The organism is Acidobacteriota bacterium, from assembly GCA_016196035.1.
In the GTDB taxonomy this organism is placed as follows: domain Bacteria; phylum Acidobacteriota; class Blastocatellia; order RBC074; family RBC074; genus JACPYM01.
On sequence record JACPYM010000022.1, the window covers coordinates 177,561 to 197,431 of the forward strand.

Genomic DNA, 19,871 nt, shown 5'->3' on the forward strand with positions numbered 1-19,871 from the left:
AGCGGGCAAAAAACAAAAGGCAAAAGTGGCACAGCAGTTTTTCAGAAATAGAAAAGACGGTACGGCCCTTTTGCCTTTTGATTTTGCCTTTTGATTTTTGATTTACTGGCCTTTCTTCTTGCCTTTCTTCTTGCCGCCCTTGCCGCCCTTTTCGGCAGCCGGTTCGGCGTCGGTGGCTGGTGTGCTGGCAGGCGCCAGCGCAGCAGCCGGCCCATTGCTCAACGCGCGCGCAATATCTGACCAACGATAAACGGCTAGGCGGTAATTACACTGGTCGGCAACAGCGATATAAGTTTCGCCGCTGGCTTTGTCTGTGTAGGTAGCAATCGAATCAGGCGAACAGAAATACCCGGGCGGATTGGCTTGACCCGGAATAATCTCGCCCAGTTTGACTTTGTTTTGCAGCGCTTTATTGGTCTTGTCCTCGAAGTCCACCTGCGGCGAATGGCCGACGAAACCTTTGTAACCGCCGCTGCGCGCATGCAGTGTCGGCCCAAAGCCCAGCAGGTCGCGGTTAAACGCCCCAGGACTATTCAAATCGAAAATCTGAATGTGGCCGACGCTCTCATCCACGGCAAACAGATGTTTGTTGGCAATCGCCAGCCCTTCGACCGAGCCGGAGAAAACGGATTTGCCCAGCGGCTTGCCCGCCCCATCGTTACGCGCGCCCACCAGCTTGCCTTTGTACGCGCCCGTCTCCCAATCGAAGACCTGGATGATCGAATCCTTTTCGCTGGCGATGTAAATGTTGCCCGCCGCTTCGTCAATGGCGATGCCTTCGCAACCGTGCAGGTAGGTGTCGCCGTCGCCGCGCTGTTTGGCGAATTGCCACGCCGGATCATCCGCGCCTTCGGGCGTGTAGCGGAAGACTTGATTGAGGTGCGCGTCCACGGCATAGACGCGATTCTTCGAGTCAATCGCGATGCCGCCGAGCTTGTCGAAATGGCGCTCACCGAAGCGCGTGCCTTTGAACACGTAATCATACGGGCCAAGCGGGCGGCCCTTGTCATCTTTGTCGCCGGGTTTGGGCGGCACGTAGGCATACGCCAAGTTCAAAATCTGATCGGTGACGAGCGCCATGCCATTGGGCGCGACGGCGATGTCCACGATCTCGCCGCCCATTGTGCCGTGGCCGAATTCGCCCAGATGGGTCTTGGTTTTGACATCCCATACCTGCACGCGCCGGTTCTTGGCGTCGGTGGCAAACAGCCAACCCTGCGGGCCAAAGGCGACGCCATCGGGTTTGTCGAAATCAGCCACGGCCTTGCCCGGCCGCCCGCTGCCAAGAATGGCGTAAGGCTCAACATTGATGCGCCAGCTTTCGCGCGCGGGGTCTTTTTCTGCCGCCGGACCTTCCACTTTGGCTGGCGGCGCGCCTGGCGCTTTGCCAGTTTCTGCCGGCTCAGCCGCCGTTTCACCAGCCGCTGCGGCTTTCTTTTTCTTCTTTTGCGGTGCGGCCTGGGTGGATGCCAACAATGCCAAGCCGGTAATGACGGCCAACACAATCACAAAGAGTTTGCGAGGGAGGGGCTTCATAGATGAACTCCTTTGCTGCGTGATGCGGGGAAATAAGATTCGATACAGCACCGAAAGCGGTAATGACCGGCTTCTCATTCCTGAGAAGCCCGGTCACTACCGCTCTCAACACTATACCAATTGTCCGCCGGTCAGGGCGGGCTTGCTACTTAATAATTGCGTCGAAAGGCACCAACTTGAAGTTTTGATTCTTGCTGCCTTTGTCGTTGAAGCCATCTTGCACGACGAACACGCCTTTTGAAAATTGGCCGCCCAGATTGGCCGTCGTCACATCAATGCCGTCCGTCTCTTCGACGCCGTCAATCGCGCCGTCGCCGATGCGGAACTGCTTGACGAATTCGTTGCCGCCCTCGCGTTTGTAGACGACATAGGAGTAATTGCCTTGGCTGGAGGCAATCAAATACCCCGTGCCGTTCGGGCCGTAAGCAATCGTCAAGCCTTCAACATCAGCGTGCAGGTGGCCGTCGCCGACTTTGCCGACCGCCACGCGCGTCGTGCCGCCTTCGGGTTCGGCGCTATACTTCCAAATGCCGACCGGCTCTTCGCTGACGTAAAAATGACCGAGTTCGTCATCGGCCACGCACCCTTCGACCACGCCGCCAACTTTGAACCGGCGCACCGAACGGGCGTCCACCTTGCCCTGGCCGTTGTCGGTCAACTCAAATTGTTCGACCTCGCCGGATTTACTGGTCGCAAAATAAAAAGTCTTGCCGCTCAGCCGGCTCTGGTACATACACGCGCCATACACCTTGACGCCGTGCGTGACCTTGCCCGCAGCCACATTTTCGAGTTGGCGCGTTTGCGGGTTGACCTTGTAAATGGCAATCGAATTGTCGCGCCGGTCGCCCGCCGTCACCAGGGTGACTTTCTGGCCGCCCAATTTGAACCCGTTGCGTAAATCAACGTTATCCATCAACCCATCGGCGACATATTGCAATTGTTTGCCGTTCAGGTCGTACACCGCCAGGCCGCCCATTTTGTCGGTGCCAATGATGGTGCTCAGTGAGGGGTCGGCGGGATGAACCCAGATGGCGGGATCGTCGGCGGCATCACCCCCGTGAGGTACAGGCTCGGTCTCGACGGCGGCGTGGATGGTTTCAAGCTCGTTGCCCATTGCCAACGGCGCAGCCACACGCGCCTTGTCGGTGTCTACTTTCTTGCTGTCGGATTTACTGAGCGAACGACTCTCAGATTTATGCTTGTCTTCTTTGTCTTTGTTTTCGTCTTTGTCTTTTTTGTCCTGACTCTGTTTCGCCCCCTCTTTGCTGCCGGACGGCTTGGCGTTGGTCGGCAGGTTGTTCAATTGCGCGAGTGTCGTGCCGGAAATGAATGCGACTACGAGTGCCGCCATTTGCACCAACATCCAAACATCTCTTTGCACCGGTCTTCCAAATTTCAACTGCATATACTTCTAAGTCCTCCAACTTCACTTTAACTACTGTCGCTTTTAGGCCGGTTTCCGCGCCGCACCGGCGTTATCGTTATATCAAAACTTTGCGCTGCCTCCGAGTACAAAATCTCCGGGCCGGCAAGTTCGGCCTTCGATGAGGGGCGCCCGCATCCGTGTTGCCAAGCCCGCACGCCCGGCAAAGATATTTCCTTAGCCCAGCCGCTCCATCACAAAATCGGCGATGCGTTCCCCGCCCTGCGGCACGCCTTTGTAACCGGGGAAGCAGTTGACCTCGATCACCGAATAGCCCTTCGGCGTCTTGACCAAATCCACGCCATAAAGCTCCAACCCGAACAGCTTGCCGCAACGGCGCACCAGTTCTTCCAACTCTGGGTCATCCCCAACCGGTGTGCCCAGCTTTTCTTCCTTGGTCTTCGCCGGAAAGATGCGCTTGATCGCGTGCACGTAATCGCCGATGGCGTAGGCCTTGTAATCATACGGCTCGTGCTCTTCGTATTCCTGCGCGTAAATCAGCCGGTCGCCCAGCGCCGTACCGTCTTCGCCCCCGCCATCGTCGTCAGCGACTTCGCCATCCGCCGCCCGTCGCGCCACCAAGGCATCGAATGCGGCCTCGTCCATGCACACCTCAATACCCATCCCGCGCCGCCCGCGATAAGGTTTGACCACGATGGGCATCTTTTGCACGACCGCGCGCAGCGTTTCCATCGAATCGGTCACAAAGGTGCGCGGCGTCGGGATGCCGCCCTGCAACAGCAACGTGCAAGTCAGCACCTTGTCGCGCACTTTCATCGTCGCCGGGTATTCATTGAGCAGCTTGGCCCCGGCATAGTGCGCCGCCGCCGCCAGCGATTCGGCCAGCGGCGAATGCGATTTGAACAAGTAGGCATCAAACTCGAACTTGAAATTTTCCAAGTCAATCAAACCGCTGCGCTCGGTCACGATTTCTACATCCGCGCCACGCGCTTTCAACCCGTTCAGCACGTCGTAAGTCACCGACGTTTGGCTGCGCGGTGGTTCCATCAAAAAGCAGATACGCATACGTTAAAGCTCCGATCAGATATTCACTGTGGAAAATACAGTGGAAAAATTGTTGAAAAGCCTGTGAAGATCAATTGGATTTCGCGTGGAAATCCTGTGAATGCGTGTGGAAAACTCAGTGACGATCTTCCCACGAAGGCACACGAAGAAGACACGAAGGATTGTTTTCTGCCTGGCATTCCTTCATTTGCGTCCAGTGGGACAGGTCATTTGACGAGTCTATGCCACTCGAGTTTGCCGCGACTGCCAAAGTTGATCAGCACACCAACCCGCAGGCCAGTAGCATTCAGATAGTTCAGGATTTGGGCTTCTTCCCTGCTTGTTAGCTTCTCCAGCGCCTTAAGTTCGACAATGATCTGGCCGTAACAAACCAAGTCAGCCCGGTAATCAACGCCAAGTCTTTGCCCTTTATAAAAAACCGGCAGGGACTTCTCGGCTTCAAAGGGGATTTGGCGATTCGCCAGTTCAAGTTTTAACGCCGCGTGATAAACCGCTTCCAAGAAGCCGTTTCCCAACGCGCTATGCACCTCCATCGCGGCGCCTACGATGGCATAGACTTCATCGCGCAAAAGCAATTCCTTCACTTCCATCTTCGTGTCTCCTTCGTGTGGCTTCGTGGGAGGACAATTCCTAGTCAGATTTCGCATTCGCGCCCCGCGCCACCACCACCGCATAAATCTCCGCCACCACCGCCATCCCCACGCGCACGCCCAACATCACCGCCACGCCCCAATGCTGCCACAAAAAACCGCCCAGCATCGGCCCGACGGTTTCGCCAATCCCTTCGCCCAAGCCGAAATAGCTCATCACGCGCGCGCGCCGTTTGCGATCCAGGCTGGCCGCTTGCGCCATCAATGCGCCCCAGGCCGGACGAAACGCCGATTTGCCAAGCGCGTCAATGCAACTGCCCGCCGCCAGTCCCGCAAACGTCGGCACAAAGATAAACAGTAGCGACGAACAAATGTTGGAAACTCCGCGCACCAGCAACACCAGTTTGTGATTTACGTTATCGGCCAGCCAGCCAAACAGCGGCCCGCCCACAATCGTCACCAATGGCCCGAAAGTGTAAATCCACCCGGCCTGCGCCGCCGTCAGGTGCGCGTATTCGGTCGCCAGCACCGGGAACAGGTTGTTCATCATCATCGCGGTGCTGGTAATCAAAGAACCCAAAATCAGTACGGGCAAGAATGATCTGCCGGTTTTCGCGGCCACCGGTTCAGCCTCGTCCGCCGCCTTGCCAGTCAACGGCGTGTAATGGGGCGGCTCTTCCAGATAACGAGCCACCACGAAGAGCGGCAAAAACGACATCGCAAAGGCGATCAGGAAGACGTTTGAATAACTATCCAGCGTCCACCACAACAACCAACCGCCCAGTGCCTTGCCCAGCGAACCGGCGGACATCTTCGCCGTCGTGTACCAACCAAAGGCCGACGCCATCTTCTTTTTATCGGCGTGTTCGGCAATCAGCGCACTGACCGACGGGTCGCGCAACGATTCCGAAAACCCGTGCAGCATCTTGATCACATACAAGTGCCACGGAGCGTTGGCAAAGATCAGCAACAATGCCATCACCGACCGCAACGCAATCGCGATGGTGAACGACGGCTTCAACCCGATACGGTCGGCCAGCCAGCCCATCGCCGGTTTGAACGTCTGCTCGACGATCAGATTGACTGAAAACAGGAAGCCCGTCGCCGTCAGGCTCAGGCCCATCTTCCGGTATGCAAAGAGCGGCAGCGCGAAGCTGATAATCCCGAACGCTAGGCGCGATAAAAAACCTTCGGCCAGGATGACGAGCAGCGAGGGCGAAACTTTACCGGACGCTTGATTCATCAAACAAAAAAACCCTCCCACGAAGCCACACGAAGAATCACGAAGAGACTAACGATCTTCGTGTGCTCTTCGTGTGTCTTCGTGGGAGAACCTCTTATTGCGCCAGATTCGCCGCTAAGTTTGGAGGACTCAACGTCGTCTTGCCCTGCGCATAGGCGTCAATGTAATCCGCAATCATCCCCGCCGCGCCCTCTACGCCCTTGTAGCCGGGGAAGTAGTTCACGTCCACCACAAACGGCCCGCGCTCGCTCTCGATGATGTCCAAGCCGTACAAGCCCAAGCCGCAAACCTTGCCGACTTTCAAGGAAATCTCGCGGACTTCATCACTGATGGGTACTGGACGGCCCGGCACTGAGAAGCTGCTTTCAGAAAACGGCTTCTGCACGCCGTGGACTTCTTCACCCGCGACGTAGATTTTCAAATCCTCGCCGTGCCCCGGAATCGCTTCCTGAATGATCATGGGCGTGACGGGTGCGGGCAGCTTGTCAATGTCTTCGGGCGTCCGGCACAGACTGACGCCCGCGCCGCGATGGCCCATGTGCGGTTTGATGATGAGCGGATGCTGGCTGACCAATTCTTTGGCCAGACTCAGATCGCCCGTCGTCCAAGACTTCGGCGCAGGCACGCCGCCTTCCAACAACAATCGCGATGTGATGATCTTGCTCTGAATCAGCGAGCATGACGCATACGGATTCAGAATGTTCGCGCCCTGCACGTGCAAAATGCCCGCCAACGCCAGCGCCAATTCCGTATGCGATTTCAGCACATACATATCGGCTTCGGGCCTGAGCGTGTCGGGACGTTGCAGAATCTCTTCCGCGATGTCTTCGGTAATGGTGTAACCGCGCCCCCGCAAAATCTCGTACATCTCGACCAACACGGGCGAGGGGACGGGCGGGACGCGGCGAACGATCATAAAGTGGAGTTTCATCAGTTCACCTCAAAAGTTATAAAGTTGCTTAGGGACACCCAACGCCAGCGCAAGCAGCAAGCTGATCAATAGCCAAGCAATAGATGAAATCATAGGTGAGGGTAGATGCTCCCCTAGCATCCCAATGCGATAGCGAATAATCCAATATGCAGATTGCAACGTGACAAAAATTGGCAGCCCGTAAGCCCAACCACGTGGAATAAACAAGCTCAGTAGTTCTGGTACTCCCCATAAAACTATCAGGAGCAAGCAGGCAACAACCAGCAAAAACCCGATATATTGGGTGAGGCTTTTATTCTTTGGTTTAAAGTTCGGCGACAGCCAGTAAAGCGGAAGAAGTACCACAGGAAGAACCAAACATTTGCTGACAATTGTCGGTAGATGCCAGATTCGAGCTGGAATATCTCCTAAATACACAGACAAGAAAATGGCGACAAATTCCGCCCAACCAAGCTTTGAGCGAGTTACTGTTTTTGCGTCTTCCATAGCCTTAACCAAACAACTTTGCAGTAAGAGCGGCCGGCGTTAGAATGTCGCCGCTATGTCAACAGCACCTTTAATGAGCAAAGAATATGTCACCAAACTTGAGTTCGAGTTTGAAGGCCAGCCCCGCATCGCCTACCGCATCGCGGGCACGCGCATCTCGCTCGATTCGGTTATTTACGCCTGGCGGCAAGGGGAATCGGCAGACGGCATCGTGGATTGCTACCCATCGCTCACTCAGGAACAAGTCCACGGGGCGCTTGCGTTCTACCTTGCTAACCAAGCCGAATTTGACGAGTACTTGCGGCAAGGTCAAGAAGACTTCGAGCGGATGCGCCAAAAAAGCCAGGAAGATATGCGTCAAAATCGCCCGGAGCTTTACCAAAAGTTGCAAGCAGCCAAAGCGCAACGCCGCCAAGCCGCGTGATGCCCCTTATGCCAATTCGTTTCCAAGCCGATTACGACTTCAACCACAGAATCATCCGCGCGGTGCGCACTTGTGTTCCGGCCATAGATTTTCAAACTGCCCACCGCGCCCAACTCATCGGTTTGCCTGACAGAGAGGTCTTATCCGTTGCTGCGTTTGAAGGGCGCATTCTGGTTTCGCACGATGTGACCACCATGCCCAGCCACTTCGCTGCTTTCATCACTCAACAAAACAGCCCAGGCGTACTGCTTATTCCGCAAAGCCTCTCCATCAGCCGGGCCGTCGAAGACCTTGTGATCATCTGGAGCGCGTCTGAGCCTGAAGAATACGCCAACACCATTACTTGGCTACCGCTTTGAGAATGTAATCCGCCAGCAACTCCGCCGCATCCGGCACGCCCTTAAACCCCGGAAACGTGTTGATGTCCACCACGAACGGCTTCCCTTCTGACGTGATGATGTCCAGGCCGAACAGGTCAATGCCGAACGCCTGCCCGCACGCCAGACAAATCTGCCGCATCTCTTCGGGCACCTCGAAGGCTTCGCCCAGCTTGTCTTCCAGCGTCTTGGGCGGCCAGACGCGGCGCACGCCGAAGACCTTGTCGCCGATCACGTACAGCTTGTAATCGCGCCCGTCCGGCTTGTGCAGCCGTTGCGCAAAGAACAGATCATCCGAGGTGACGTTCGCCAGTTCGTCCGCACTGTGAATCATCTGCACGCCACGCCCTTGCGAAGCGCCCCAAAATGGTTTGACGACCAGCGGCCCACGGGTGAGCAAGCCCGCCAACTGTTCGGCCTTCCCGGCGAAAAAGGTCGCGGGCAACGGCACGCCCGCGCGTTGCAGCACTTGCGTAGACAGAATCTTGTCCTTCATCAGCACAACAGTCGGGTACGGATTGAGAATCCGCGCGCCCAGCCCGTGCAGCAATCCAGCGTAACCAAGCGCTGTCTCGGTGCCTGCTTTGAGCAAATACAGATCGTGCGTGTTTTGGATAGCGGCGACGTCATTGCACTGCGCGTCTGGATAGATCATCTCGACGACATGGCCGCGCGCGGTCAGCAAGTCCGCCGCCTGTTGCATCACGGAGCCGCTGCGGCCCGCTTTTTCCTGGGTAGAGATAACGCCGATTTTCATGGGTTGCTATGTACTCAAGCCCCAACGGGGCGAAATTCAATAGCCAGGGGCAAAACGCAGTGACGCCCCTGGTTGGTGGCGGTAAATTTGACAAGCCCTGAAGGGGCGAAATTCCGCTTATGTATTGCGCCCTTTCAGGGCTTTTCAATTGCTTGACCTGCTGACCTAGTACTCCATCAAGCTGTAAGTGATGGATGCTGAGAGCGCATCCGGGATGTAGGGCGGGATTAAATCCCGCCCTACATCCCTCATTTTCAGCTTGATGGAGTACTAGGGCGTTGCCCTAGGCTTTTCTATTTTGCCCCGTTGGGGCGGCAGAACATTTGCGCCGAACCACAATTACGGCAACCGCCACGGTGGGTTGAGCCGATTCTCGCCTGCGTAATACAGACAAATCTGGTTGCCATCGGGATCGCGCAAATAACATTCACGCCAAAGCCAGGGTTGATCCACTGGCTCGCTTTCAAATTCAATGCCTTGTTCTTTCAACTCTGCCACCCGCGCATCCAAATCAGCACACTCGAAATAGACCACGACACCGGGTTGCACTGGCGCGTGCTCTGCCAAATGAATCGAGAAGGTCGCGCCGCCTTCCGGGCATTCAAACCGTGCGTATTTCGGCAGGTCTTCGACAATCTGCCGCAAACCGAGCTTGCAGTAAAACTGGATTGCGGCGGCTACGTTGGTGGATGGCACGGTGACTTGGTTTAAGTTCATCTTGACGCTACTCATTGCTCCCGGCCTGCTTCAGCGGTGGGATGCCCAAGTCTTTGCAAATCTTCAAGACCAACACATCTTTGATTTCAGTATGGCGTGGCACGGACGAACGGCGGTTGAGCGCTGGATTTTGCCACCAGGAATGGCGCGCACCTTCACGCACCAACTCACAGCCTTATTCGCGCAGATAGCGAAGTAAGGCGTGTCGCTTCATACGGCCAACTGCTCTTGTTGGTAGCCAGCGCCAGCGGCCAAAAAGGCTTCCTGGCGATTGAACTCTAACGCCTCCTGCAACGTGACTTTGAGGCTTTCCAGCAATTCCTCGCGTGTGGCTTCCTGGCAATTGACGCCTGAAACTTCGGCAATCCAGCCGATCCACCAATCGCCGTCCTGTTGCACAATCGCGGTGTATTCGTTTTTCATCACTTCCTCCTCAATCATTGCGTGGTCACCCGCCGCTCTACAAAATCCGCCAGCAACTCGCTGCCATTCGGCACGCCCGTGTAATTCGGATAATCGTTGATCTCGATCACCAGCGGCCCCTCGTCCGTAATGATCGTGTCCACGCCAAACAGTTCCAAGCCGAACAGCTTGCCACAACGGCGTCCCAGGTCTTCCAGTTCGGGCGTAATCTTGACCAGCCCGGCGCGCGAGGGTTCGCCTTCCACACGTGGATTGAAGGGTGATTCTTTGCGCACGCCCCAAACCTGCTCGCCCGCGCCGTACAGTTTCAAATCGTAACCATCCGTCTTGAAATAGCGTTGCGCCAGCGCGACGGGTTCGACCCAATCGGTCGCGGCCATTTCTTCCGGCGTTTGCACGACCAGCAAGCCGCGCGAGTTGTCGCCGAAGATCGGTTTCAGAATGATCGGGTAATCAGCGGCGGGGATGTTGGCGGCCAGTTGCGCGATGCTGCCGAAATAGGTTTGCGGAACGGGAATGCCCGCGTTGGCGAACGAGACGGACATCTGCGCTTTGTTGTGTACCGCAGCAATGGAGGCGCGCGTGTTGATGGTCGGGATGCCGCGCTCTTCGGCCCAGCCCAACAGGCAAAGCAGCGCCCAACTGCGCCCGCGTCCGACGATCAAATCCAGCCCGTCAAGCCAGGCTTGATCGCCCATCAGGTAATAACTTTGTTGTGGGTCAATTAAGGTGATGTGGTGGCCGCGCGCTGCGAGCACATCTTTCAGACCGGTAGGCTGGCTCTGGGCCAGATAGCGCGCTTCGGCCATCAGGCCAATGCGAAGAGGGGAAGGCATAACGCTTCTATTTTCCTTTTTCAAGCTGGGCAGGATCGCGCCTCAAACCTGCAAGTTTTGGGGAGTCTGGTGAAACAGCGCGGGCGATTATAGTCTGCGGCCAATGCCGGTCAAGCAAATTATCTGGTGCCTTGCAGCTACCACTTTCACATGCGGAATCGCAGGTGAAAGTGGATCAGCGAACTGAGGAGATCTGGCCGTTTGGGGCAGCGTAGACGGCACCGGCTCGAACCGAAGAAGGGTTAGCCGCAGATGAACGCAGTGAAATACAGCCAGGCACTTGGTTTTATCCACATTTTTCAGCGTTCATTTGCGGCTAACGCTCTGCTTGAAACTGCTTCACACCGCGTGTGCCGGGGCGATAGTCACTTGCCAAATTCGCCTTGATCTCGGCCAGATTCGGCCACTGCGACGAAAGTGTTGCGAGAAATACTGTACTCGCATCCGTTTTGCCTAAGATGTGCGGCACGCCGAAATTGTCTCAATATGATGATAACCGAAAACAGCAGTTTGGTGATCTGTGCCTTTGCCACAAGAAACAGCACCAACACTAGCCAGCCGCTTGACGCTAACCATCTATCTCGCATGGCCTGCATTTTTTACAGCAACTATTGCCCCGGTCTGTAACTGCCAAGTATACTGCGCCCCCGTCATTGCATAGCCGTACCATTGCAAATTCAGGCGCTAAGATAATGCTAGTTTTGCTTGCTAGCAGTTTGAGTCTTCTCAAAAGAAAGGGGCAGCCGCCAATGGCAACAAACGAATCTGACAAGTACCAATCTATTCTCAAAGCCGGTCTGAAAAATTTAAAAGCCAGTTCTTGTACCTTCTATGTGCGTGACCCCTGGTGGCCAAACCAATTGCGCTTGGCGTTTATGCATGGCGTTAAGATCATTGAGCCCATGCATGGTTTTTTGCTGCCCGCCACTAGCTCATTGCGAATTACAGGAGCCAAAAACGAGCGCTTTTCTATCTTCGAATATGCGCAAAATGAGCAAAGACTATTCGACCAGGTTTCACCGAATCTCGCACGGTTAGTTGGGCAGAATAAACTATTTGGCAATTTCGCCCAACGTGAAGAGGTTCGCGCGTGCGCCCGTTTGCGTCACATTGATGGGGCGGGTGATTTGCAAGCCGTACTCTGGGTCAACTATTGCGATGCGGATACCATACCCAAAAACAAAAAACGCAAGTTCAACGAGTTGTTGAACGAAATGGTCGGCTACCTGCCCGACATTCAAGATAGTTTGTGCAGCAAGAATCCGATTCCACCCCAGCTTGCGCACATCTTGCAATTGGCCGAGGGCCTGAATCTCAACGACCCGGCTTTTGCGCATGAGTTCGCGTCTAGCCTACTCAAAGCGATGTTCGAGATTTTGAAAATTAACGACAGCAACGGCTACGGCAGTATTTATCTTTTCGACTCCAAATTGCAGACTTTGAAAATGGAATATTGCGAAGGCGGGATTCAGCCTCAATCCGCCAGAGAAGCTGATGTTGCCAGAGGCGAAGGCATCATTTCATGGGTAGCCTTAAAACGCCGCGCGTTATTGATCGCAGAATTGGCGAGGTCTGAATACCGAAAGCTGTACCGCCAAGCCGCACCTGAAATCGTGAGCGAATTGGCTGTGCCAATGGTGGCTAACGACCAACTGCTGGGCGTGATTAATTTGGAATGTAAAGAGCCTTTCCGCGACTTGGATCAGGAAGCCGTGCGTTCGATCTGGTACGGCGCGAACCAAGCCGCAATGGTTTACTACTTAACTCAGCAAGTAGAACGCACTAGAAAACTCCTGAAAATCGCGCACAATGCCCTCGATCCAACCGCCTCAAATAACCCGTTAAATGAATTGGCGGTTTTGGCCAGTGGTTGGTTTGACGCTGCCGACTGTGAGATCTGGCCCTACTTGCTCGAATATGACCGGTTTGCTGAACCGGGTTCCAGCTATGACCGGAATTTGGGTGATTCGACACGGCCTGATGGCTGGTGTCAATTTGTGCGCCAAACCAAAATCTGGGTGTGGATTCATGACGTGTCCGCTTCCACCGAGTTCAACTGCCGGTATTGGGATTCGCAGGAACACCGTTGGCGCACGCTCCTGCCACACCAAAATCATCCGAAAACCCTCAGCACCAATGCGGTCAATCTGGATGTGACGGGGGCGTTGGGTATTCCGATCACCGTAAACAACAAATGCATTGGCGTTGCCTGGCTAAAATACAAACAAAACCACGAGGCAGAGCCGAGTTTGGAACGGATGAGCCTGCTGGAAGGCTTTGCCGCTCAATGCGGGTTGGTTTTGGATGTAGTGCAGCATAATCAGGAACTGGCAGAGATTAGTGTTAAACTCCACCACTACCGGAAAATTACTTCTCCGACGAAAGCGATCGACGAGTATCCGCGCTTGAAGGGCTATGTTCTTACTAAACCGCACGGCGACAGCGAAATTGGTGGGGATTTCACCGCCCACCAAGCAATTGATGCTACACGCACGGCTTTTTTAGTCGGTGATGCCAGAGGTCACGGCTTGATGGCTGCCTTTAGCATGTTGCCCATGAGCACCGTCTTTCGAACCTATTCGCGTGAATCCGTTTCCGCCAAACACTTGCTATGGAAATTACTCCCCGTATGCAACGAGTGGAAACTAGAAGGCACGGCTATCTGTTTCATCCTGGACATGACTGAAAAACTAAAGCCCCGGATATTTGCCTCATCCGCTGCGCATCCATCCTTGATTATCTATCGGAATGAAAAACTGATTTTTTTACCGGATCCAAAAGGCGTCGCCAACATCGGGGGCCTGGGGCACGGCTTGAATTTACCGATTGGAGAGGAGGTTATGGAACTCGAACCCGATGATTTAATTATCGCCTATACGGACGGTATTACTGACGCTGGGGAAAATACCGCGAAGAAGAGTTTCGGCGTAGCTGGCATTAACAGTGTGGTGTATTCTCATTCCGAGAAAGAACCCGAAGAGATTGCCCGGGAGATCGAAAAAAGTGCCCACGCGCATGCCAACTATCAATTCGAAGACGATGTAACCATCATGGTGTTGAAGGTTATGAAGTAGCCGGTTCAGTTCCGGCTCGTCAAAATCGCATTGAACAACAACGGCAACGTCGCCAGACTCTGCCCGCGATATTGCGGGCGAAAACCAAACAAAATTACGCGCCCCTTACCCAGCCTCACCTCGACCAGCGCCGCTTTGCCACGCAAGCGCTGGTCGCCCAGAATCCAACCGCTCAGCAGCGACGAGCCGGTTTCGGGATACTTGGCAATCGCCTTCGCTGCCTGTGCGTCCACGATTTCAAACGCCGGGCTTTGCTCGAACCAGGCGATGGATTCGCGTTCAAGTCCAAACGTCAGCGGATTGTCTGCCACCATTTCCGTGCGCAGGATTGAGCCGGGGCAGTAAAAATCCTTGTTCGCCACGCCGCGCAACACATCGCGCACCGGCAGCCGCAGATAATCAATCGCAAAGTTCGACGCGCTGTTAAGCGCGATCAGCGTGCCGCCCGCTTCGACGAATTCGCGTAACGCTTGCACGCCCGCGTCGCCCAAGCCGCCCGCGTACTCCGCCGGATAGCTGCCCGCATTCTCGCCGCCACGCCCTTCGGGATTTTGCTGGCCCGGCCCTGACAAGCCGTTGAACAAAGCGCGCGGCGCTTGGTCAGGCAGCAGAATCGCGTCGAATTTCTCATTCAGTCTGCCCGCCCGCGCTTCGCCATCCAACAAGGATTGATATGGGAACTTGTATTGATCAAAGACCCAGCGCGTCCAGCCCTCGTCCATCGCGGCGGCGTAGCTTTTATACATGCCCAGCCGCACCGGCGAATTGCTGCGTTTGAGCGATTGGATCACCGTGCCGAACGGCTCCGGCTTGGTTTCGACCGTGAAGGGAGCTTTGGCAAAAACGGCTTGGACGTTCATCAGCAAGGTCAACGAATGCGCCGTCACGTCGTAAGGGCGTTTGGGCGGCCCGCCCGGGTATTCGCGCAAATCAGGATAGCGCTGGGCTTCGAGCAGCGTTTTCGCAAACGCGCCGTAAGGCTGTTGCAACAGCACCAAATGCGTGCCCGCCAGATAGCGTTTGCCGTCGGCGCTGAAATCCTGGCTCGCGCGCTGCACTTCGACGCCACCGCGTTTCAGGATGGCCAGCACGCGATCCAGCCCTTCGGTTTTGAAGTAGTAGCTGACCTCGGCGCTGGTCGAAGGTTCGTTGCTGATCTGGCTCACGAGCGCCGACTCCTGTTCGTGCTGCTCTTTGTCGGTGCCGCTGGAATTGGCCGTCTGCTTGATGCCCGCTTTCAACCGCGCGACCGCGTCTTTCAACGACGGCGGCAATTCAGGTTCGGGCAGGATGATCGCGTAGGGCTGTCCCTTGGCTTCAACCGCGCGTTTGCTGACTTCGTAAAAGTTGCGCAGGTGCTGCTCGCGGTACTTGGCCGCGTGCGTCAACAACGCCATTGCGCCCGCCATCTGGTAATCCACAATGTCGCGCAACGTCCAGCGTCCACCCGGCCAGGGCTGCGGGAAATTCCAAGTGGCGACCTTGCCGTCGTAGCCAATCCCCGCCGCCAACCGCTGAAACGGCATCTCAATCGGCGTCGCCAGCCGCGCGCTGGCCGTCTCGCTCAACACGCGCAAGCCCGCGTGGTAATGCGTGTAAGCGCGCGCCGGTGACCACGCGTCGTAAACGCCGTTGATGACCACGCCGCTTTTGCCCTGCGCGGTCACGTCCCAAGCCATCGCTGTGCCCAGCGCGTTCACGCCCGCGATGATCGCGGGATCAATGTTCGGCTCCCACGGTTCGGTGTAAGGCGGGACAAAGAAGCGCGCGGCCGTCGCGCCCATCTGATGCACGTCGTGCAGAATTTGCGGACGCCAGATATTCAGAATTTTATCCACCGTCAATTGCGTCTCGACCTGCGTGAAGGCGTACCAGTCGCGGTTGTTGTCGTGGCCGGTGTAATAGTGATACAGCTCCGGCGGCGCGCTGCCTTCGCTGGACGTGCCGAGCGTTTTGAAATACCACTCGGCCACGATGTCTGTGCCGTCAGGGTTGAGCGACGGCACCAACAAAATGACTGTGTTATCGAGAATGCTTTTGATCTGTTCGCTGTTCTCACTGGTCAACCGGTAAGCAAGTTCGGTGGCGGTGAAGGTGCCGCCGACTTCGGTCGAATGGATGCTGCACGTAATCACGACGACGGTCTTGCCGGACTGAATCAAAGCGTTCGCCAACTCATCGGTATTGCCCTGCTTCGCCAATACGCGCGGATCGCCGAGCTTGCGTTGCTGCTCTTTGATCTCGGCCAACCGCTGCATATTTTCCGCCGAGGTGATCGTCGCCACGACAAACGGACGGTCCAGCGTCGTCTTGCCCACTTCATCCAGCTTGATGCGATCACTGGCCGTCGTCAGTTTGCGGAAGTAAGTGACAAAGGTTTCCCACTTCGCCAGCTTGCGCTCAGCACCGACTTTGAAACCCAACACCATTTCAGGCGCAGGGACAGCGGTATTGTTGGACGGAGGCAGAACACGACCAGCCTGAGAAAACGCGCTGGTTCCTGTCAGTGCCAGCGTAAGCGTGAACAGGGCTAGCAAGTACAGCTTCTTTTTCATAAGCATTCTCCTTAAATCAGACTCGCCGCGTGCCACAACCGTTCAACCGTGCGCGCCCTTCCAATCGCAGCCACAACTTCAAACAAGCTCGGCCCGACGGCCTGGCCCGTCAGCGCCGTGCGCGTCGCATTGATCAGCAAGCCCGGTTTGACGCCTTTGGCTTCGGCAAAGCTGCGCAAGGCCGCTTCAGTGCCGTCGTGGGTGAATTCAGTTGTAGCCGCAAAGGCGTCGGCTAACTCCGGCAACAACGTTTTCAGCGCCTGATCTTTTTGCAGATTCTTTTTGACCGCCGCCTCATCGAATTCAAAATCTACCCCGTCCACAAAGTACGGGCGTCCGTGTGCGGCAAAGTCTTTCAGGGTGCGCGTGCGTTCACGCAACAAGCCCAGCGTGTGGTCGTACCAGCCGCGCCGTTCGCCTTCGTATTCATCGCGCCACAACTCCGCGCTTTGTAGTTCGGCTTTGACATACGGCAACAGCTTTTCCAGCGGCCAAGTCTTGATGTACTCGAAATTCATCCAGAGCGCCTTTTGATCCGTCCAGTTGCGCACGTCGCCTTCGGTGAAGTTGAACACGGCATTGGCCTTGTGAATGCCTTCGAGCGTGAACAGTTCAATCAACTTCTCGCGGCTGAAAATTTCCTGATCCTGTGTCCCTTCGATCCCGGCGGGCGACCAGCCGAGCAACGCCAGGAAGTTGACGAAGGCATCCGGCAAAAAGCCACGATTCCGATAGGTCGTCACGCTGACGATTTCGCCGTGCTTGCGTTTAGAGAGCTTGCCTTTGTTCGGCGCGAGTATCAGCGGCAAATGGGCGAACTTCGGCACCTTGGCGCCAAGCGCCTGATAGATCAACACCTGTTTGTGCGTGTTCGACAAATGATCTTGCCCGCGCACGACGTGCGTAATGCCCATCTCGATGTCATCCACCGTCACGCTCAAGTTATAAAGCGGATGCCCGTCCGAACGCAGCAGCACCAAGTCTTCGGTGTCTTTGTAGGCACGCTCTTGTAAGCCAAAGACGGCGTCCTCGAATTGCGTCTGGCCTTCTTCGGGCACTTTGAAGCGAATCACGAACAGTTCGCCTGCCTTAGCGCGCGCGTCGGAGTCCTCCTTCGACAAAGTGCGGAACGGATTGACGACTTTCTCTTTGGCGATCTCTTGTTTGATGTCAGCGTCGGCGCGTTCCCGCTTCGGCGTGAAATCGCGATAGGCCCAGCCACTATCAAGCAACTGAAAGGCCGCCGCGCGATGTTTTTCGGCGTAATCGGATTGATAGAACGGGCCTTCGTCATAATCCAAACCCAACCATTCCAGCCCTTCCAGAATGCCGCGCACCATTTCATCGCTCGAACGTTGCAGGTCGGTGTCTTCGATGCGCAAGATGAATTTGCCGCCCATCTTGCGGGCGAAAAGCCAATTGAACAGGGCCGTGCGCGCGCCGCCGACGTGCAAATAGCCGGTGGGCGAAGGCGCAAATCGAACTCGGATGTCGGACATGATTGCTGTGTGCTCTCTTTTGAATGGTCTTGTTAAATCAGAGAGCCACTATACTGAAAGGTTTGGCAATGTCACAAACTACTTCCCAAAGGTACGCGCTGATTCCTGATTTCCGCTTCCTGGTTCCTGAACAATAAAAATCACCGCATTTTCCGTATCAGGAATCAGGAAGCGGGAATCAGGAATCAGCAAATAGCCCTTAGGCTCGCTTCAGCTTCAACGCTTATGGCACGGTGGACGGAAACACATAAGCCTGCATCATCACAAAAATGCCGACGAGCACAGCAAGCGCGATGCTATGAAAGAACACATAGCGCAGGATCGTGCCTTCGCTGCCGTGCTGTTTTGTCGCCATGCTCGCCACCACGATGGATTGGGCGTCAATCATCTTGCCCATCACGCCGCCCGTGCTATTTGCCGCCGCTGCCAGCACTGGCGGCAAGCCGAGTTGTTGCGCCGTCACTTGCTGCAAGTTGCCGAACAGCACATTCGATGAGGTATCGCTGCCCGTCAACGCGACACCTAACCAACCGAGCAGTGGCGAGAAGAACGGAAACAACCAGCCCGTGCTTGCAAACGCCAGGCCCATTGTCGAATCCAAGCCGCCAAAGCGCGTCGTGAAACCCAGCGCCATCATCGCCGCAATCGTCAGCAACGAAAGCTGTGCGCGTTTGAACGTGCCAATGAAAATTTGCACCAGCTTGCCGGGCGAGAGCCTGAGCAAAAGGCCCGAAATAATGCCTGTGATGAGCAAGGCCGTACCGGAGGCCGACAGCCAATTGAACACAAAGCGCGCCTCTTCGGCTTTGGGCACGCTCACGACAGGCGGTGCGCGCAGGATGGCTTTGTCCAGAAAAGGTACTGCAAACTCGATTTGCGTAAAGCCGTTCAAGAACGTTTTGGTTTGCGGCATGCCCCAGATGAAAACGAGCACGGACAGGATGATCCACGGCATCCACGCGCGCAGGGCGATGCTGTTGGAAGGCTTTTCGGTGGCAATGACCGGAATGGCCGCTTCGTGGTCAAAGCGCCAAATCTCGCGCGGCTGCCAGAATTTCAGCAACACGATGAGCGAGAAAATCGAAGCGAGCGCGCCGGCGATGTCTACGATCCAGGGGCCATGATAATTGCTGATGAGAAATTGGGCGAGGGCGAAACTCGCGCCCGCCGTCAAACACGCCGGCCAAACTTCGAGCATGCCTTTGCGTCCGGCCATCGCCCAAATCAGCCAGAACGGAATGATCAGCGAAAACAGCGGCAATTGCCGCCCCGCCATCGCGCTGAGTTGTTCGAGCGGCAGCCCCGTCACCTTCGCCAGCGTGATAATCGGCGTGCCCAGCGCGCCAAACGCGACGGGCGCGGTGTTGCCGATGAGTGAGAGACAGGCGGCTTGCAGCGGTTTGAAACCCAAGCCAATCAGCATCGCGGCGGAAACGGCGACCGGCGTGCCAAAGCCAGCGGCGCCTTCGATAAACGCGCCAAAGCTGAAGGCGATCAACAAGGTTTGGATGCGCCGATCATCGGCGAGTCCGGCAATGGTTTGTTTGACGATTTCGAACTGCCCGGTTTCGACCGTGATGTCATAGACAAAAATAGCGGCGAGCACGATCCAGCCAATCGGGAATAGCCCAAAGGCCGCGCCATTGGCGGCAGCGGCCAGCGCCAGTTTGGTGGGCATGCCGTACATCCCAATCGCGACGAGCATGGCCAAGGCCAAACCGATCAGCGCGGCGAGGTGCGCACGCACATGAAAAAACGCGAGCAAGCCTAACAAAATCACGACGGGGATGGCGGCGATGAGCGCCGAGAGCAAGAGATTACCGGCGGGGTTATAGATTTGAGTCCAGGTCATCAGGTGTGTTTCTCAGGGTTGTGCGGCAATAGCCAGCAGCTTTATTGGAGATTACGGAACAGCCGGAAATAACGGAACAAACTGAAAAGAAACAATGCCCACGTGCCTTTCCGTCTGTTCCG

General features: G+C 55.9%; 17 protein-coding genes. 3 read left to right on the forward strand and 14 right to left on the reverse strand.

The annotated features are described in order from the left end of the window. Positions 1–102: 102 nt before the first annotated feature. The 7 genes from HY011_07765 to HY011_07795 form a co-directional block, all read right to left on the reverse strand. Entirely contained in the window at positions 103–1,536 is a 1,434-nt protein-coding gene (locus tag HY011_07765) for a hypothetical protein (GenBank protein ID MBI3422821.1), read from the reverse strand. A gap of 145 nt (positions 1,537–1,681) precedes the next feature. Continuing rightward, entirely contained in the window at positions 1,682–2,899 is a 1,218-nt protein-coding gene (locus tag HY011_07770) for a phytase (GenBank protein MBI3422822.1), read from the reverse strand. A gap of 237 nt (positions 2,900–3,136) precedes the next feature. Further along, positions 3,137–3,985, reverse strand: coding sequence for a hypothetical protein (locus HY011_07775; GenBank protein MBI3422823.1), 849 nt, complete (start codon positions 3,983–3,985; stop codon positions 3,137–3,139). A gap of 206 nt (positions 3,986–4,191) precedes the next feature. After that, entirely contained in the window at positions 4,192–4,575 is a 384-nt protein-coding gene (locus HY011_07780; GenBank protein MBI3422824.1) for a GxxExxY protein, read from the reverse strand. Between the two features lie 40 nt (positions 4,576–4,615). Then, complete coding sequence (locus HY011_07785; GenBank protein MBI3422825.1) at positions 4,616–5,818, reverse strand: MFS transporter; 1,203 nt, start codon at positions 5,816–5,818, stop codon at positions 4,616–4,618. A gap of 94 nt (positions 5,819–5,912) precedes the next feature. Continuing rightward, positions 5,913–6,749, reverse strand: a complete 837-nt coding sequence (locus HY011_07790; GenBank protein MBI3422826.1) for an ATP-grasp domain-containing protein — start codon at positions 6,747–6,749, stop codon at positions 5,913–5,915. Between the two features lie 9 nt (positions 6,750–6,758). Then, complete coding sequence (locus tag HY011_07795) at positions 6,759–7,235, reverse strand: hypothetical protein (GenBank protein ID MBI3422827.1); 477 nt, start codon at positions 7,233–7,235, stop codon at positions 6,759–6,761. Positions 7,236–7,290: 55 nt separating this feature from the next. Here HY011_07795 and HY011_07800 point away from each other — a divergent pair, with 55 nt between their 5' ends. Next, positions 7,291–7,659 carry a DUF433 domain-containing protein gene (locus HY011_07800; protein MBI3422828.1) on the forward strand — a complete coding sequence of 123 codons (369 nt, stop codon included), beginning with the start codon at positions 7,291–7,293 and terminating at the stop codon, positions 7,657–7,659. A gap of 8 nt (positions 7,660–7,667) precedes the next feature. After that, positions 7,668–8,018: a DUF5615 family PIN-like protein gene (locus HY011_07805; protein MBI3422829.1), complete on the forward strand. Its 351-nt coding sequence runs from the start codon at positions 7,668–7,670 to the stop codon at positions 8,016–8,018. On the opposite strand, the gene HY011_07810 is transcribed toward HY011_07805, so the two are convergent. The 4 genes from HY011_07810 to HY011_07825 all read right to left on the reverse strand — a co-directional run bounded on the left by HY011_07810 (position 7,999) and on the right by HY011_07825 (position 10,769). Next, a complete protein-coding gene (locus HY011_07810; protein MBI3422830.1) occupies positions 7,999–8,793 on the reverse strand; it encodes a hypothetical protein in 795 nt (264 codons plus the stop codon). The two genes, HY011_07805 and HY011_07810, sit on opposite strands and share 20 nt — an antisense overlap. 339 nt (positions 8,794–9,132) lie before the next feature. Further along, on the reverse strand, positions 9,133–9,510 hold the full coding sequence (locus tag HY011_07815; protein MBI3422831.1) for a VOC family protein: 378 nt from the start codon (positions 9,508–9,510) through the stop codon (positions 9,133–9,135). Positions 9,511–9,720: 210 nt separating this feature from the next. Further along, on the reverse strand, positions 9,721–9,933 hold the full coding sequence (locus HY011_07820) for a type II toxin-antitoxin system HicB family antitoxin (protein MBI3422832.1): 213 nt from the start codon (positions 9,931–9,933) through the stop codon (positions 9,721–9,723). A gap of 14 nt (positions 9,934–9,947) precedes the next feature. Continuing rightward, entirely contained in the window at positions 9,948–10,769 is an 822-nt protein-coding gene (locus HY011_07825; GenBank protein ID MBI3422833.1) for an ATP-grasp domain-containing protein, read from the reverse strand. A 749-nt stretch (positions 10,770–11,518) separates the two neighbouring features. Here HY011_07825 and HY011_07830 point away from each other — a divergent pair. Continuing rightward, entirely contained in the window at positions 11,519–13,843 is a 2,325-nt protein-coding gene (locus tag HY011_07830; protein ID MBI3422834.1) for a SpoIIE family protein phosphatase, read from the forward strand. A gap of 5 nt (positions 13,844–13,848) precedes the next feature. Here the strand turns inward: HY011_07830 and HY011_07835 are convergent, their stop codons facing one another. From HY011_07835 to HY011_07845, 3 genes are all read right to left on the reverse strand, one after another. Further along, positions 13,849–16,398 carry a peptidase M14 gene (locus HY011_07835; protein MBI3422835.1) on the reverse strand — a complete coding sequence of 850 codons (2,550 nt, stop codon included), beginning with the start codon at positions 16,396–16,398 and terminating at the stop codon, positions 13,849–13,851. Between the two features lie 11 nt (positions 16,399–16,409). Then, positions 16,410–17,897 carry a glutamate--tRNA ligase gene (locus HY011_07840; protein MBI3422836.1) on the reverse strand — a complete coding sequence of 496 codons (1,488 nt, stop codon included), beginning with the start codon at positions 17,895–17,897 and terminating at the stop codon, positions 16,410–16,412. Positions 17,898–18,120: 223 nt separating this feature from the next. Continuing rightward, positions 18,121–19,749: an L-lactate permease gene (locus HY011_07845; GenBank protein MBI3422837.1), complete on the reverse strand. Its 1,629-nt coding sequence runs from the start codon at positions 19,747–19,749 to the stop codon at positions 18,121–18,123. Positions 19,750–19,871: the final 122 nt, after the last annotated feature.

Coding starts and splice junctions, on each gene's coding strand:
- HY011_07765 (MBI3422821.1), bottom strand. CDS start 1,536: ATGAAGCCCCTCCCTCGCAAACTCTTTGTGATTGTGTTGGCCGTCATT.
- HY011_07770 (MBI3422822.1), bottom strand. CDS start 2,899: ATGTTGGTGCAAATGGCGGCACTCGTAGTCGCATTCATTTCCGGCACG.
- HY011_07775 (MBI3422823.1), bottom strand. CDS start 3,985: ATGCGTATCTGCTTTTTGATGGAACCACCGCGCAGCCAAACGTCGGTG.
- HY011_07780 (MBI3422824.1), bottom strand. CDS start 4,575: ATGGAAGTGAAGGAATTGCTTTTGCGCGATGAAGTCTATGCCATCGTA.
- HY011_07785 (MBI3422825.1), bottom strand. CDS start 5,818: ATGAATCAAGCGTCCGGTAAAGTTTCGCCCTCGCTGCTCGTCATCCTG.
- HY011_07790 (MBI3422826.1), bottom strand. CDS start 6,749: ATGAAACTCCACTTTATGATCGTTCGCCGCGTCCCGCCCGTCCCCTCG.
- HY011_07795 (MBI3422827.1), bottom strand. CDS start 7,235: ATGGAAGACGCAAAAACAGTAACTCGCTCAAAGCTTGGTTGGGCGGAA.
- HY011_07800 (MBI3422828.1), top strand. CDS start 7,291: ATGTCAACAGCACCTTTAATGAGCAAAGAATATGTCACCAAACTTGAG.
- HY011_07805 (MBI3422829.1), top strand. CDS start 7,668: ATGCCAATTCGTTTCCAAGCCGATTACGACTTCAACCACAGAATCATC.
- HY011_07810 (MBI3422830.1), bottom strand. CDS start 8,793: ATGAAAATCGGCGTTATCTCTACCCAGGAAAAAGCGGGCCGCAGCGGC.
- HY011_07815 (MBI3422831.1), bottom strand. CDS start 9,510: ATGAACTTAAACCAAGTCACCGTGCCATCCACCAACGTAGCCGCCGCA.
- HY011_07820 (MBI3422832.1), bottom strand. CDS start 9,933: ATGAAAAACGAATACACCGCGATTGTGCAACAGGACGGCGATTGGTGG.
- HY011_07825 (MBI3422833.1), bottom strand. CDS start 10,769: ATGCCTTCCCCTCTTCGCATTGGCCTGATGGCCGAAGCGCGCTATCTG.
- HY011_07830 (MBI3422834.1), top strand. CDS start 11,519: ATGGCAACAAACGAATCTGACAAGTACCAATCTATTCTCAAAGCCGGT.
- HY011_07835 (MBI3422835.1), bottom strand. CDS start 16,398: ATGAAAAAGAAGCTGTACTTGCTAGCCCTGTTCACGCTTACGCTGGCA.
- HY011_07840 (MBI3422836.1), bottom strand. CDS start 17,897: ATGTCCGACATCCGAGTTCGATTTGCGCCTTCGCCCACCGGCTATTTG.
- HY011_07845 (MBI3422837.1), bottom strand. CDS start 19,749: ATGACCTGGACTCAAATCTATAACCCCGCCGGTAATCTCTTGCTCTCG.